Origin of the sequence: Algoriphagus sp. (assembly GCF_030694375.1) — a bacterium.
In the GTDB taxonomy this organism is placed as follows: Bacteria; Bacteroidota; Bacteroidia; order Cytophagales; family Cyclobacteriaceae; genus Algoriphagus.
Genome location: NZ_JAUXYL010000007.1, coordinates 70,942 through 85,738, shown reverse-complemented (window position 1 = coordinate 85,738; position 14,797 = coordinate 70,942). Strand labels below are relative to the sequence as shown.

The window sequence follows — 14,797 nt, the reverse complement described above, 5'->3', positions numbered from 1 at the left end:
TTATTCTTCGATCAAGTCTCTTTTAACGCCTTTTCCTTCATCCAAATCTTTTATAGCCTCCAACAAACGCTCAGCATTTTTTGGGCTGCTCATCAAGTAGTAGGTTTCTTGCATGCTTTCATAGTCGGATTTGGATAAAACGACGACATCTTCACCATTTGTTCTGGTGACATACAATGGTCTTGAATCATTGACTACATTATCCAAATAAGACTTCATGTTCTCGCGAAACTTAGAGTAGCTAGTGACTTCCATGATTTCTGTTTTTTGTTAAAGATGAGATTTCAATTCCTATTGTACAATTATTTGTACGTTTTTGTTCCAAGAGATTTAAAACGTAGCTAATCAGGAGATGAAGTTTTGGATATTGTCTTTATATTTCATTTCTAAACTCCAAACCCATGACAACCAAGCTCTCTGCATCGGAAATAGCTCCCCTTCAATCCATCGAAGATTGGGAGGATGATCTCCTGACTCGCTATCCTGAACCTAAGGACAAGCAAGCTAAGGCCAAGGATGACTATCGGAATTACCATGATTCTGAGCGTGTGGATACTGTGCGTGAGTTTTACAAGCTCAATCATACCTATCAGACCTATGATTTTGTACTAGAAAAGGAAAAGGAATTTTTGAAGTTTGAAAAAAAGGAAATGCCTTTTTGGGATGCAGTGAATTACCTCAATACGTTGATTGATGACTCAGATCCCGATACGAACTTGGATCAATTGCAGCATTTACTTCAGACTTCGGAAGCTATCCGTGCTGACGGACATCCGGATTGGTTTGTGCTGACCGGGTTTATTCATGACTTGGGAAAAGTGCTGTGTCTTTTCGGCGAACCTCAATGGGCTGTGGTTGGGGATACTTTTCCCGTAGGTTGCAAGCACTCCGATCGAATTGTTTATCCCGAGTATTTTGACCGAAACCCGGACTCAAAAGACGGGCGATTCAATACAAAATATGGTGTTTATTCCCATCAGTGTGGGTTGGATCAAGTCAAAATGTCTTGGGGACATGATGAATATCTCTATCAAATGGTCAAAGATTACATGCCCGAGCCAGCACTTTACATGATCCGTTACCATTCTTTTTATGCGCAGCACCGGGAAAATGCCTACGATCACCTGCTCAATGATCACGATCGCGAGATGTTCAAATGGGTGGATAAATTCAACCCCTACGATCTGTATTCAAAAGTTCCGGTTCCGCCGAATTCCAAGGCTTTGAGGCCTTATTATGAGGACTTGGTAGCCAAATATCTGCCTGCCACGCTAAAATTTTAAACTCAAGATTACTCGAGAGGGGATGAATAAGTCCCCTTCTTTTTTGATTCAATTCACCCAAAATAAAATCATGCTGACTGTCATTTCCTTTGTGGGATTCACACTGTTTGTTGCTTTTTTTTCTTGGTATAAGTTGAGAAAAGAGAATCTCCGATCGAAGGATGGGTACTTTTTGGGAGGCAGAAGTCTCACCGGCGGAGTGATTGCAGGGTCGATGATTTTGACCAATATCTCTACTGAGCATCTAATTGGGATGAACGGATCGGCCTACAAAAATGGCATGATCATCATCGCTTGGGAAGTAACTTCTGCCATTGCCTTAGTCATTGCTGCCCTTTATTTCTTGCCGATTTACCTCAGAATGGGATTGGCCACCATTCCCCAATATCTGGCTGTCCGCTACGATGACACAACCAAAACTATTGTTTCCCTGCTGTTGATGCTGTCTTTTGTGTTTACGCTTTTACCCATTGTGCTTTACACAGGAGCTATAAATCTGGAAAGCATCTTCAATGTTTCCGAAGTCTTTCAGATCAGCAAATCAGAAGGAATATGGATATCAGTAGTCACAATTGGAGTCATTGGATCAATCTATGCGATTTTGGGTGGACTAAAAGCGGTAGCTTACTCAGATTCGATCAATGCAGTTGGATTAGTAATCGGCGGCTTGATGGTTCCGGTTTTTGCACTTTGGGATATCGGAGGTGGTAACGTTGTCGAGGGAATGTCTTTGGTCTATGAGACAGTTCCTGAAAAATTCAATGTAATCGGGGCAAAGGACTCAGTGCTTCCATTTAGCACACTGTTTACGGGATTGATGATCAATCAGCTTTACTTCTGGGGAATGAATCAGACGATCATTCAGCGGGCTTTAGGAGCTAAAAATATGGCTGAAGCTCAAAAAGGATTGCTGTTCACCGGGATTTTCAAGATTTTGATTCCTCTGATCATTGTGCTCCCCGGAGTCATTGCTTTCTATTATTATGGAGAACAGTATTTTGGTGATCAGGATGTGATTTACCCCGTTTTGGTTAAAAAAGTCCTCCCGCTGAGTCTGATCGGCTTTTTTGCCGCAGTGGTTTTGGGAGCTGTTTTGAGCACGTTCAACTCGGTCTTAAACTCTGCAGCGACGATTTTCAGCCTGGACATTTACAAAAAGATCATTCAGCCTGGTGCTTTGGACTCCAAACTCGTCAGAGTAGGGAAGCTGAGTTCGCTAATCCTTGCGGTAATTTCCATCCTGATTGCCCCAATGGTCGCCAATGCTCCTGATGGACTCTACCAACTGATGCAGCAACTCAACGGGATATTTTTCATACCAATCGCCTCGGTCTTGATTGCAGGATTTTTTATGCCTAAAATCTCCGCAGCAGGAGCAAAAGCAGGGCTGTTGGTCGGTTTTTCATTTTACATCTTGACCACTTTTGTGATGGAAGTCAACCTCCATTTCATTCATATTTGGGGGATTGAGTTTCTGCTGAATCTTGGCGTGATGTATCTCGTTAGTCTGAAATTCCCACCCAAAACGGTATCAGTTATCCCCCTAGGACCACTTAATCTTCAGGAATGGAAGTTTGCAAAGCCGCTGTCAATTGTGCTTTGTGTGGTGACGGTGATGATTTATTATTTTTTAAATTGATTTTTTCACCAAAACCTCAAAACGATGCACCCCTACACCAAGCATCTTTTAGATGATATTCAAAAGGCATTTAGGCCAAAGGATTTTTTCCTAAGGAAAAAGAAGAATCAACCTCGCGATATAATTGAAGACAAACTAGAGGAGGCGGATAATTTCTTAAATTATTTTGAAGCCCCCGCCTTTGGTAATTATTGTGGGCTAAAGCTTGAAGATTTTCCTCCCAGTGAAAAATTGGTTGAAGATGATCTCCGATCGCTCACGAAATCCTTAGTAAAAATGTATGAATCTTGGAATATAATGGTTGACTTACCTGAAAACCTTCCAGCTGAATTTGGTTATAGATTGGCAGTTGGACTTTTGAAAAGATCCATGCCAATCATGAAGCATGGGTTTTTTGGAATGGACTTTTGTACAGGAAATCCCAAGGGATGTGAATTTCAAGCGTATTGTCCATGCTTAAAACATTGGGAGGGGGTATAATGTCACTTCTAATTTTCATTTTTGAGTAGTTGCAAAAACTCAATCAATCCTATCACCTCAACTTCCCCTTTTATCGGAAAACGATCCTTTCCTGAGTAAACTACAATTTTTTTCGTCGCTCCAATGTCTTCACAGGCATTGTGAAATCCTGCTGAGAGCGAAGGAGCGATTGATCGTTTTATCTCAATTGCCCAAACTTCCTGATTGTTTCTTTCTAATACCAAATCAATCTCTGCTTGATTGCTGGAGCGGTAGTAACTGGCCGTCCAGGAAGAAGAAAGATTGTTTAAGATATTCTCAACCACAAAACCTTCCCAACTCGCTCCTACTACCGGATGACCAAGCAAATGATCAAAGGTGTTGATATTCAACAGATTATGAAGCAAGCCGGAATCTCTCAAATAGATTTTTGGAGCTTTGACAAGCCGTTTTTTAGTGTTTCCAGACCAAGGTTGCACCTGCCTAACCATAAAGAAATCCTGAAGAATATCCAAGTACGTTTTGATCGTGGTATGGCTCACATCCAGACTTTTTGCTATGGTACTTAGGTTTGCCTGCTGCCCATGGTAGTGTGCCAGCATCGTCCAAAAACGCTTCATGCGCGTGGCAGAGACTTGGAGTCCAAAGAGCGGAATGTCCTTTTCCACGTAAGTGGAGATAAAATCCTGCCTCCAATTCCAGCTTTCTTCTTCCGAATCAGCCAAATAACTGTCTGGAAAGCCTCCTCTAAACCAATGTTTTTCGATACCGAAACCTAGCGGGTCATTTTGATGTAATTCTGAAACGGTGAATGGAGTCAATTCCAAATAGCGTATCCTTCCTGCTAGTGTTTCTGAGGATTGTTGAAGCAATTCTTTGGAAGCAGAACCTAAAAGAAGGAAATGGCCTGCCCGTTCTCCAGCACGCTTTCGGATATCGACCAATCCCCGAATAATCCGAAATAAATCGGGCTTTCGCTGCACCTCGTCGATGACCAAAAGTTGGTTTTCAAATCTCCGAAGGTAACTTTCCGCATCGTCCAGCTTTGCAAGATCAGAATCCAGCTCCAAATCGAGATAATGAACTGGCTTATCCAAAAGTGGTTTGGCAAATTCCAGTGCCAAGGTAGTTTTTCCCACCTGCCGAGGTCCTAAAATAACCACCACAGGCATGGATTTTAGTCCTTGAATTAGCTTGTCTTCTAGTGTACGATGAATCATATAAATCTTAAATGACTTTCAATTTGCATGAAAAATAAATAAAAACCATGTAATTTGAAAGTTTAACTTTCAAATTACATGGTTTTTGGATCGTTTTAATGTAATCTGAAAGTTTAAATGGATTCGGCTAAAGTCGATAAACCATTTTGTGATTTTTTAGACCTCCAACTGATTTGGAGTGTATTCATAGATGAAACTTCAAAATGTCATTTTATAGGATTAGGAATGCAACGTTCCTTGCAGATAAGATATTGATTGATCTTGTCAATCCATTGGAATTCATTGCCATGAATAGGAATGTGGCTTTAGCCCATTCCAAAAAAAAAAGGCCCACATTTCTGTGAGCCTATGTACCCAGAGCCGGAGTCGAACCGGCACGAGTGTAACCTCATTGGTGTTTGAGACCAACGCGTCTACCAATTCCGCCATCTGGGCATTTCAATTATTCCCGATCCTTGCTGAACGGGCTGCAAATATGAAAACAAAATTGATTTCCTACAAACTCATTTCCCGACTTCCTGCATTTTTTTTGAACTGAAGGCCTGCGGTTTTTCCGAAAAAAGCGCCTTGGTAAAGCTCCAGACTGATTTAAATAGCTCAGAATCACGATACTGATTGAGGGCCTCTTCGCTTTCCCAGTGACTGTAAGTCATGAAAATATTTTCCGAAGCATGATCCTGCCATAATTCCAAATGCATGCAACCCGGAAAATTTCGAATGGACTGCTTATTTGCCTCAAAGTTTTCCAGAAAAGTAGGAACCGCTTCGGGTGTAAATTTCATGCGAACAATTCGTATCAGCATCAGGACCCAAAGTTGATGTAAACCACACTGTCTTGCTTTAAGCCTAGCAAATTTCCGCCATGACCGTGATTGATCCCGATTTCCAATACATCCAAGCTGTTGAAAAAAGCAAAAGGATCACCGGCTTCCACCTGATCGTATCCGTTTTGAAGGCGGTCCACAGATTCCCTTCCAAACTGAATAGTGAACTTACCCGGATTCAGCTTTTCAAAAACTTCTTTTCGGATGTTGGTCAGCAGATTTCCGTAGCGATCGATTCGGATCACATGACCGATGATATGCTCCCTGGTGGCTTTGGCCTGCCTGGACATCAATTTGCGAAAACCAGTCAAAGGACCTCCAAAATCGTGGATGGCTGCTCCGCTGGCGACTTTTGCCGCAATCGGTGCTAAAATATCCCGGGTCGGAAAGGTGGAATCTTTCAGGTGGATATCAGCAAACTGCACCAGAATACCGGGATCCTGATCTGCCAAAAGGCTTAATATCCCATTGTTTGGACCAACAAAAATATGTTCCTCCAGTTTGACGCCGATATACCCCTGAGTCATGGTGCCGATAGTATTGATCCCTACCAGATGCACAGTTCCTTTGGGGAATTCCCGAAAGGTCGACCGAAGCACAAACGCAGCATGCTCGATATCGTAAGGTGCGATACTGTGAGAAATGTCTATAATATTCAACTGAGGATTGATCGAGAGCATTTTGGCCTTCACGGCCGGAACGTAGTAATCTTTATCCCCAAAGTCAGAGAGGAATGTCACTAAAGCCATACAAGCAAGTCTATTAAAATTGTGTAATTTTGTTTGAGGGGAGCGAACAAAAATAGAAATTTTATTCTTTTGCCTTAAGGTAAACCTAAATCATAAAAAAGATTGGTCGAAAAAGTAATCACTTTAGAGAATGTCCCGTTGGCTGAGTTTTTGGGCACTGCCAATGAAAATATACGGCAAATTTCCCAAGCTTTTCCCCAAAGCAAAATTGTGTCCCGTGGCAATGAAATCCGAATCCAAGGTGGTGCACCGGAGATTTTGCGGATCAATGACCTGATCAATCTCCTGTTGGAGCATTTTGACAGGTTTGGACATCTCACTCCCGAAAATGTCAAGGATTACCTCGATATCGAAGGGGTTCCCTTTGAGGAGGCCAACCGGGATCAAGTCATAGTCTTTGGTAACAAAGGGCTGGTGATCAAACCAAAGTCACCGAATCAGCGCAAACTGGTAGATGCTGCCATGAAAAATGATTTGGTTTTTGCCCTTGGGCCTGCGGGAACGGGTAAAACCTACATCGCTGTGGCTTTGGCAGTTCGGGCTTTGAAAAACCGGGAGGTTAAGCGGATCATCATCACGCGCCCTGCCGTAGAAGCCGGAGAGAATCTTGGATTCCTTCCCGGTGACCTTCAGGAAAAGCTTGATCCCTATCTGCGCCCAATCTACGATGCCCTTCAGGACATGGTGCCGCCGGAGAAGCTGAAATATTACCAGGAAACTCGCGTAATTGAAATCGCTCCGCTAGCCTACATGAGAGGGCGTACCCTTCACGATGCTTTTGTGCTTTTGGATGAGGCTCAGAATACCACAAGTGAGCAAATCAAGATGTTTTTAACCCGAATGGGTCCTAATTCCAAAGTGATCATCACCGGTGATCAGACTCAGGTGGATTTGCCAGTCAGACAAAAATCAGGACTGTCTGAAGCTCTCCGAATCCTGAAAGATGTAAAAGGCATCGGCGTGGTAAGCCTGAGTGGAAAAGATGTAATCCGACACAAACTTGTGAAGGCAATCATCGAGGCCTACGAGGTGAATCAGGAATTGGAGGAACAAAGACGACATGAAGCTAATAGCAGAAAAAATAACGGATGAAAGTTCGCTTCAGCAGGCCTTTCAAATCCGCAGACAAGTTTTTGTTGTTGAGCAAAAAGTGCCGGCTTCAGAGGAGTATGATGAATTTGAAAAGGTGTCCCGGCATTTTCTGGCCAAAATAGATGGAAAACCTGTCGGAACTGCCCGTTGGAGATTTACCAAGAATGGCGTGAAATTGGAGCGTTTTGCTGTTTTGAAAGAAGCTCGTGGAAAAGGAGTGGGACAGGCGCTGGTTGCTGCTGTCTTGGAGGATTTGAAATCTACGCCGGAAGCTGAGGGTAAAACCAAATACCTTCATGCCCAGCTGACCGCGATGCCCTTGTACTCCAAATTTGGTTTTGAAAAAAAAGGCGACTTATTTGAGGAATGTAACATTCAACATTACAAAATGGAATTGGCCTAATCCTTGTCTAGAAATCATAAACCAACTAGTTTATTATGAAAAAAATTACGCTATCCGCTTTTTTTGTCATGGTACTCGCTGTTTCAGCGTTTTCCCAACAAGTCATTTCATCATCAGGCATTTCAAATCCCAATCTGGGAAATTTTGAAAATGAAGTAAAATTCAATTTCCTTAACCTGATTGTCCTTGGGGCATTTGAGGTGGGCTATGAGCGATTTCTTAGCGAAAGTCACTCCCTTGATATTCAGCTTCATATTAATGATCGCTTTGGCTATAACGCGGAAGGTAATGGCAAAACATTCAAAACCAATTCCATCCAATCGGGGATGAATTTCTATTTTGGCAACAACCCCAATGGGAGATTTCATGTGTACCCTTTTGTGAAATTCAGGTTTGGGGATTATGAAGAATCAGCACCCGGAGGAATTTCTACCACTGATATGGCAGCATTTATTTTGGGTGCAGGCGCGGGTTATAAGTGGGAAGTTTCTCAACATTTCGCATTTGGCCCTTATCTCAGTGTCGCGCGGAATTTTAGTGATGCTGTGTCTAGCAAGTTTACAGGAGTTGAGCTGAATGGTGGATTTAGCCTTGGTTATCGATTCTAATTCCTAAAAAAATTAATTATTCAGAGCCTTTCGAGGCTCTTTTTTTTGCCTATATTTTTTTACCTTAAGTATAATTTTTTCAAAAAATGAGATTCGCTGACTTTCCATTTTTGAGGTATCTGCCATTTTTGATCGCCGGAGTTCTTTTTTCGCAAGCGAAAACGGATATCCCACTTTGGATTCCATCTACTTTAATCACGGTATTGTGGATTGCTTATTTGATTTTGGCTTCGCAAAAGGAAAGTTCCGGACAATTGATTCCCGCCTTTTTAGGCTATTTGATGCTATTCACGGCAGGTTTATTGTTTTCGGAAATTCAAAAAAAAGGCCCCTATAATGTAGTAAATCATAATCTTGAGAATGCTCAATCCTATCTCGCCCGCGTGGAAAAATACGATCTGGAAAAGCCGAATTCCTTCGAAAATCTGCTAGAGGTCATCGCGGTAAGTGACAGCTTGGGTTGGAAAAAATCCAAGGGTAAGGTTTTGATTTATCACAAAGGCAAGCTGCCTTTTGTACCCGGTCAGGTAATTCTGGTTGAAAAATCTCCCGAGAAAATCCCTCCTCCGATTTTCCCCAACGAGTTTGATTACAGTGGTTTCTTAGCCAGAAAGGGAATTCATTTTCGCCAGTTTATCGGTGAGAAATTCGTCCTTATTGATTCCTCAGAAGTGGATCATCCCAAATATTGGCTCAGTAATTTCCGAAAGGAATTGGTTGGTATAGTCCAGACTAAAGTTCCTGATCCTGAATCACAGCAGATTGCAGCTGCCTTGCTTTTGGGTCAGAAGGAGAACTTGGACAAGGAAATCAAAAACGCCTATGCCGAGACCGGAACCATGCATATTCTGGCTGTTTCAGGGCTTCATGTAGGGATAATTTATGCGATTTTGCTTTTCCCGCTCAGAGGACTTCGGCTTAGATTAAAACAAAAGAAAGGCTATCTGTTTGCAGTCATAGTTCTGATTTGGACTTATGCAGTTCTCACGGGTTTTTCTCCTTCTGTAGTGCGGGCAGCCACGATGTTTTCACTATTTACTGCCGGGCAAATGCGGGAGCGGAAACCCTCCTCATTCAATATTTTGGCATTTTCGGCTATGATCATGATCGTAATCAATCCCGATGTGATTTTTGAGGTTGGCTTTCAGCTATCCTATGTAGCAGTTGCGGGAATTTTGCTGATTCAGCCACTGATCGCGCGGTTCTGGATTCCTCCCAATATGGTTTTGGAATATTTTTGGCAACTAACAGCAGTAAGTATTGCTGCTCAGTTGGCGACTTTTCCGCTTTCGGTTTACTATTTCCATATTTTCCCCAGCTACTTTTTGATAGCTAATCTGGTCATTATTCCACTTTCATTTCTGGTGATGCAGTTTGGGATTCCTTTTTTGGTGTTCAGTTGGGTTCCGTTTCTTGGGGCCTTTTTAGGTTGGGTTGTGAGCGGCCTGATCGGGGTTCAAAACTGGATTACCCGTGCAATTCAGCTTTTTCCTGGCGGCAATTTGGAGCGTCTGACCATTACATTTGCCGGGATGCTTCTGGTTTGGGGCATTTTGATCATCTGGGCTAATTGGGAGTTGGGCAACAGGAGAAAGCTTGTCTATAGCTCAATTTGCCTCTTTTTGATTTGGTCTGGGGATCGATTGGTCAGGGAATGGAATAAATCTGCTCAAGAAATGTTGCTATTTTCCGATGGAAAAGGAACGCTGATGGATCTCAAAATTGGGAGCAAGAATTTTTCTTGGAACGAAAATTTCCCAACAGAACAGATTAGCTTTTCTATTGACCCAAATCGGATCGCATTTCAGCGTCCGCAGCGCCCGGAGTCCACAGTGGCCTACAAAACCGTTTCAGTGCTTAATTTTCCCATTTGGGATTTCAGCTATAATCCCACCTCCCAAAAAATTCACTGGGGCAGCGTAAAGCCGAAATCTGTGAGAGAATTCTCATTTTCTAAATTCAAAGAATTGCCTATTTCGGATTCGCTGTATGCAAAAAGTGGCGCATTTCAGATAGTTTTCTGACCGGCTACTTGGCAGTGGCAGATTATGCCTGTAATTTATACTCCCAAAGCCCAAATCAACGCATGGAGAATTCTGTACTTACCAAAATCAATCAAGGCATCGGATTTATCACACTCAATCGGCCAGAAAAGCGAAATGCACTAAGTCCCGATCTAATCATTGAATTGGATAAAGCATTCTCAGCCTTCGAGCAGGATGATGAGGTAAAAGTGGTCATTTTGCAGGCTGCCGGAAAGGCCTTTTGTGCCGGTGCTGACCTGGATTATATTCAGCAAATGCAGTATTTTTCCCATGAAGAAAATTTGGCAGACAGCAATCGGCTGAAAGCCCTTTTTTCAAAAATTTACGAGTTCCCAAAAGTCGTCATCGCTCAAGTCCAGGGTCATGCCTTGGCCGGAGGCTGTGGCTTGGTGAGCGTGTGTGACTTTGCATTTGCAGCGCCGGAAGCACTTTTCGGATATACTGAAGTGAAAATCGGCTTTATTCCCGCCTTGGTTTCGGTCTTTCTCACTGAGCAGATTGGTCAGGCTAAAACAACCGAACTCTTGCTTTCCGGTGAATTGATCCCTTCCTCCAAATCTGTGGCTTTGGGATTGATTACAGAAGTAGTAGAGGGTGAGTTTTTGGAAAAAAGAACGCGTGAATTCGCTGCAAAACTGGTTGCTGAAAATTCTGCTTTTTCCATGAAGGAAACCAAAAGATTGCTCCGAAGCTTGAATGAAAGTGTCCGGCATCAGGCATTGGACCTCGCGGCAGAGGCCAATGCAAAAGCCCGTGGCCATTCCGATTGTATCAAGGGAGTTGCCGCATTTTTAAGCAAAACCAAACCGAGCTGGTAATTGGAAACGAACCTCCATCTTATACTGAGGAATGTATTTGGGCTGGAAGATTTCCGCCCTGTACAAAAGCAGGTCATCGACTCGGTGATGGAGGGGAAAGACACGCTAGCCCTTTTGCCGACGGGAGGAGGAAAGAGTCTTTGTTATCAAATTCCCGGATTAGCCAAGGAGGGGATCTGTCTGGTGATTTCACCCTTGATCGCATTGATGAAAGATCAGGTTGATAATCTGAGAGCCAAGGGAATCAAGGCTTCGGCGATCTACTCTGGGATGAGTTATCGTGAAATCGACACGACTTTGGACAATTGTATTTATGGGGATTTCAAGTTTCTTTACGTTTCCCCGGAGCGACTCAAGCAGGAGTTGTTCATCGAGCGCTTTCGGCAGATGAATATCAATCTGATCGCGGTGGATGAAGCACATTGCATTTCTCAGTGGGGCTACGATTTTCGTCCGCCTTATCTTGAGATTGCCGCCATCCGGGTTTTTCACCCCAAAGTAAATATCCTTGCTTTGACCGCCTCTGCAACGCCTCAGGTTTGTGTGGATATTATAGAAAAGCTGGAAATGAAATCTTATCGGGAGTTTCATCAGAGCTTTTCGCGGAAAAATCTCAGCTACAGTGTAAGGCTGGTTGAAAATAAGCTTGAAAAAGGAATCGAAATACTTAAGCGAATCCCCGGAACTGCCATTTGGTATGTGCGAAACCGACAGGCGACCCATCAGATTGCCAAAGCGCTCACCCAATTGGGAATCTCGGCGGCGGCATATCATGCCGGACTTTCCAATGCAGATCGGGGTGATCGGCAGGAAGCTTGGAAAGCCAATAAAGTTCGGGTGATGGTCAGTACCAATGCCTTCGGAATGGGAATTGACAAACCTGATGTGCGGGTTGTCATTCACCATGACCTACCGGAAAATCTTGAAAATTATTATCAGGAAGCCGGTCGTGCCGGAAGGGATGGGGAAAAGGCCTTTGCTGTTTTACTGGCGAATGAACAGGATTTTGAGCAGGTGTTGAATCGATCGGCCTTGGTATATCCGCCCATTGATTTTTTGAAACGAGTGTACCAATGTTTGGCTAATTACTTTCAACTCGCCGTAGGCAGTAACATGCTCAGCAGTTTTGACTTTGATCTTTCAGACTTTTGCCATACCTATGAGCTGCCTGTTTTGGAGACATTCTACGCGCTCAAAGTATTGGGAGAGGAAGGTTTCTTGGCGATCAATGAGAGTTTCTTTGCTCCCTCCCGGGTACACTTTCGTGTGGACCCTAGTCGCTTATATGAAGTGCAGATCGCCTATGCAAAGCTTGACCCGATCATCAAAATGATGCTCAGAACGTATGGAGGAAATCTTTTCTCGGAATACATCAAGATACAGGAAAGCAAACTTGCCAAATCCCTCGAGATGCGGGAGTCTGAGTTAATCAAGGCCCTTTTGGATATCCAAAAACTCGAGGTGATGGATTATGATCAGCGTAAAGATAAGCCGCAGCTTACTTTTCTGACTCATCGCTATGATGCAGGCAAACTTCCCTTCAACCATTCCAGGATTCAGGCGAGAAAAGAACTGACCATGGAAAAAGCCAAAAGCATGGTAGAATACGTAAATCAGGTTCGGATTTGCCGGACACAATTCATTCAGGAATATTTTGGAGAAAAGACGGATTCCGTATGTGGGATCTGTGATGTATGCATAGAATTGAAGAAAAGTCAATCTTCGGAGACCCAAGAAGACCGAATGAAGCTGAAAATACTTGAAACTTTAGCGGAATCGGGCGAGTTATCTGAACGGGTTTTGTTTGAAAAATTAAAAAAACCCGCTTCGGACGCCAACTTACGTCTGATCCGACAATTGATTGATCAGGATCAAGTGAGCAGATCTGCCGATGACATTCTTTCTTTAAAATCCCATGAGTAGTTTCCTTGATGATCTTTTCAAAAAAGTATTTAAGCCCTCGGATAAATCCCCGATGAGGCTGAAGGAAAACTTTGTGATAAAGGAAATAGAACAAACAGACCTCGATTTATGGATAGAATCTGAGGAATCAGCGCAGCTTTTTACATTGGTTTACAAAAATTACCATTTTAAGCGAACAGGGATCAATGGCCGGCCTCAAGTCCATATATTCGATTCACCCTATGCCAATGGGTTTGCTGTGACCTATGAAAATCCTTTTAATGCGAAATCATTTTCCAGGCTTTTCTTGGCTTTTAGCCAAAGGCTTCTAGCTTTGGGTTATGAGCAAGTCAGCCTCGATCGAAAGTTTGAAGAAATCAACGATCAGGTGAAGGTGACTGAGAAGTTCTATTTCAAGCCTCCGATTCAGCTTCCGGCTGAAGGAGAATTGATCTCTCAGTTATACGGAAATGTCTCCTTGGAGAAAGTTACTATTGATAATGAACCCAGTTATATCAAATTACTGGCGACGGTATATTCCGATCGTCTTTATCAGGATGCCAAATCATTTGATCAATTGATGGATGGCATATTTGAAAAATATTGAAATGGATAGAATAGCATTAAGAAAACAACTTGAATTTTACAGAACCCCCTTTGAGGAAGAATCTGCCTTTATTGCAGATTTTACTTTATTGACCCATGATCCATTAGGCTACAAGCGGGAGCAATTAGATGGTCACTTCACCGCCTCTGCTTGGATTGTGAACAAAAGCAGAACCCACACCCTGCTGACCCTGCACCGTAAATTGGGCAGGTGGCTTCAGCTTGGCGGACATGCCGATGGAAATGAAAACCTCATCGAGGTTGCCCTGAAGGAGGCTGAGGAGGAGAGTGGTCTGACTTCGTTGGAACTTGTAGATTCTACAATTTTTGACTTAGACAAGCACATTATCCCCGAAAGACCTCATGTGAAGGAGCATTTTCATTTTGATGTGCGCTATCTCTTCGAAGCGGATATCAATGAACCCCTAGTCATCAGCGATGAAAGCGTCTCCCTGGCTTGGATTACATTTGACTCAGTGGTGGACATGATCGGGTACAATCCGTCCATACTTCGGATGCTTGAAAAAACCAGTAAATCAGAAATTCTGCTTTGATGGAAGTGCTAGATCCGGCCAAACTCAAATCTCAATTTTCTTTTTCAACCCCGATTCAGATCCGGTTTTCGGATATCGATGGCTATCTTCATGTAAACAATAGTATTTATTTCAGCTATTTTGAGCATGCCAGAGCAGTTTTTTTGTACACAGTGTGTGACTGGAATGTGATGGCCATCGGGACGGTCGTGGGTAGAATCGAGATCGATTACATCCGCCCGATCCACTTGGAGGATAAGGTCGAAGCCCTGGTCAAGTGCACCCGAATCGGAAATTCATCTTTTGATCTGGAGCAATACCTGATAGGGACAGACAGCAAAGGCGAATCCCGGGTTTTTGCGAAATGCAAATGCGTCATGGTTTCCGTGGATATGAAAACGATGAAGCCGGTTTCTGTCCCGGAAGAATACCGATTGAAGTTAGCTGTCTCTTCGCCTCAGTGAGTGTTTTCACTCACTGGTAAAGTTAGGTTCAATCACTGGAAATATACCGGTGTCCAAAAGGAAAAGCGCTTGAAGTTACCTTTCTCCTAAATCCATTTCCCCTATCTTTTTTGCCCCTGTGAGTGTCTCCACTCACAGGAAAGTTCATCATA

15 protein-coding genes and 1 tRNA gene are annotated in these 14,797 nt (G+C 43.1%); 11 read left to right on the top strand and 5 right to left on the bottom strand.

Translation table 11 applies throughout. The features are described 5' to 3' along the window. Nucleotides 1-255 (bottom strand): type II toxin-antitoxin system Phd/YefM family antitoxin, encoded by a 255-nt coding sequence (locus Q8M62_RS01640; RefSeq protein WP_304899795.1) that lies wholly within the window; start codon nucleotides 253-255, stop codon nucleotides 1-3. Between the two features lie 146 nt (nucleotides 256-401). On the opposite strand from Q8M62_RS01640, the gene Q8M62_RS01635 reads away from it, so the two are divergent. After that, entirely contained in the window at nucleotides 402-1,283 is an 882-nt protein-coding gene (locus tag Q8M62_RS01635) for an inositol oxygenase family protein (RefSeq protein ID WP_304899794.1), read from the top strand. 22 nt (nucleotides 1,284-1,305) lie between these two features. Then, the gene (locus Q8M62_RS01630) at nucleotides 1,306-2,922 is read left to right on the top strand and encodes a solute:sodium symporter family transporter (protein ID WP_370690536.1); all 1,617 of its coding nucleotides are present in this window, start codon (nucleotides 1,306-1,308) and stop codon (nucleotides 2,920-2,922) included. A gap of 488 nt (nucleotides 2,923-3,410) precedes the next feature. Here the strand turns inward: Q8M62_RS01630 and Q8M62_RS01625 are convergent, their stop codons facing one another. The 4 genes from Q8M62_RS01625 to Q8M62_RS01610 form a co-directional block, all read right to left on the bottom strand. Beyond that, a complete protein-coding gene (locus Q8M62_RS01625) occupies nucleotides 3,411-4,601 on the bottom strand; it encodes an ATP-binding protein (protein WP_304899793.1) in 1,191 nt (396 codons plus the stop codon). Nucleotides 4,602-4,952: 351 nt separating this feature from the next. Further along, nucleotides 4,953-5,036: transfer RNA gene (locus Q8M62_RS01620), tRNA-Leu, on the bottom strand. Between the two features lie 68 nt (nucleotides 5,037-5,104). Next, a complete protein-coding gene (locus Q8M62_RS01615; RefSeq protein WP_304899792.1) occupies nucleotides 5,105-5,404 on the bottom strand; it encodes a putative quinol monooxygenase in 300 nt (99 codons plus the stop codon). Further along, on the bottom strand, nucleotides 5,404-6,174 hold the full coding sequence (locus tag Q8M62_RS01610) for an S-adenosyl-l-methionine hydroxide adenosyltransferase family protein (RefSeq protein WP_304899791.1): 771 nt from the start codon (nucleotides 6,172-6,174) through the stop codon (nucleotides 5,404-5,406). Before Q8M62_RS01610 ends, Q8M62_RS01615 begins: the two co-directional genes overlap by 1 nt. Nucleotides 6,175-6,276: 102 nt before the next feature. Between Q8M62_RS01610 and Q8M62_RS01605 the strand changes: the two genes are divergently transcribed. The 9 genes from Q8M62_RS01605 to Q8M62_RS01565 all read left to right on the top strand — a co-directional run bounded on the left by Q8M62_RS01605 (nucleotide 6,277) and on the right by Q8M62_RS01565 (nucleotide 14,645). After that, nucleotides 6,277-7,266: a PhoH family protein gene (locus Q8M62_RS01605; protein WP_304899790.1), complete on the top strand. Its 990-nt coding sequence runs from the start codon at nucleotides 6,277-6,279 to the stop codon at nucleotides 7,264-7,266. Further along, a complete protein-coding gene (locus Q8M62_RS01600; RefSeq protein WP_304899789.1) occupies nucleotides 7,235-7,669 on the top strand; it encodes a GNAT family N-acetyltransferase in 435 nt (144 codons plus the stop codon). The genes Q8M62_RS01605 and Q8M62_RS01600 overlap by 32 nt, the downstream gene beginning before the upstream one ends. 35 nt (nucleotides 7,670-7,704) lie before the next feature. Next, nucleotides 7,705-8,277 carry a DUF3575 domain-containing protein gene (locus Q8M62_RS01595; protein ID WP_304899788.1) on the top strand — a complete coding sequence of 191 codons (573 nt, stop codon included), beginning with the start codon at nucleotides 7,705-7,707 and terminating at the stop codon, nucleotides 8,275-8,277. Between the two features lie 86 nt (nucleotides 8,278-8,363). Continuing rightward, nucleotides 8,364-10,301, top strand: coding sequence for a ComEC/Rec2 family competence protein (locus Q8M62_RS01590; protein ID WP_304899787.1), 1,938 nt, complete (start codon nucleotides 8,364-8,366; stop codon nucleotides 10,299-10,301). Between the two features lie 62 nt (nucleotides 10,302-10,363). Next, the gene (locus Q8M62_RS01585; RefSeq protein WP_304899786.1) at nucleotides 10,364-11,140 is read left to right on the top strand and encodes an enoyl-CoA hydratase/isomerase family protein; all 777 of its coding nucleotides are present in this window, start codon (nucleotides 10,364-10,366) and stop codon (nucleotides 11,138-11,140) included. After that, the gene (locus tag Q8M62_RS01580) at nucleotides 11,141-13,063 is read left to right on the top strand and encodes an ATP-dependent DNA helicase RecQ (protein ID WP_304899785.1); all 1,923 of its coding nucleotides are present in this window, start codon (nucleotides 11,141-11,143) and stop codon (nucleotides 13,061-13,063) included. It begins immediately after the preceding gene. Next, the gene (locus Q8M62_RS01575; RefSeq protein ID WP_304899784.1) at nucleotides 13,056-13,649 is read left to right on the top strand and encodes a hypothetical protein; all 594 of its coding nucleotides are present in this window, start codon (nucleotides 13,056-13,058) and stop codon (nucleotides 13,647-13,649) included. The genes Q8M62_RS01580 and Q8M62_RS01575 overlap by 8 nt, the downstream gene beginning before the upstream one ends. 1 nt (nucleotide 13,650) lies before the next feature. After that, nucleotides 13,651-14,202: an NUDIX hydrolase gene (locus Q8M62_RS01570; protein WP_304899783.1), complete on the top strand. Its 552-nt coding sequence runs from the start codon at nucleotides 13,651-13,653 to the stop codon at nucleotides 14,200-14,202. Beyond that, a complete protein-coding gene (locus Q8M62_RS01565; RefSeq protein ID WP_304899782.1) occupies nucleotides 14,202-14,645 on the top strand; it encodes a thioesterase family protein in 444 nt (147 codons plus the stop codon). The genes Q8M62_RS01570 and Q8M62_RS01565 overlap by 1 nt, the downstream gene beginning before the upstream one ends. Nucleotides 14,646-14,797: the final 152 nt, after the last annotated feature.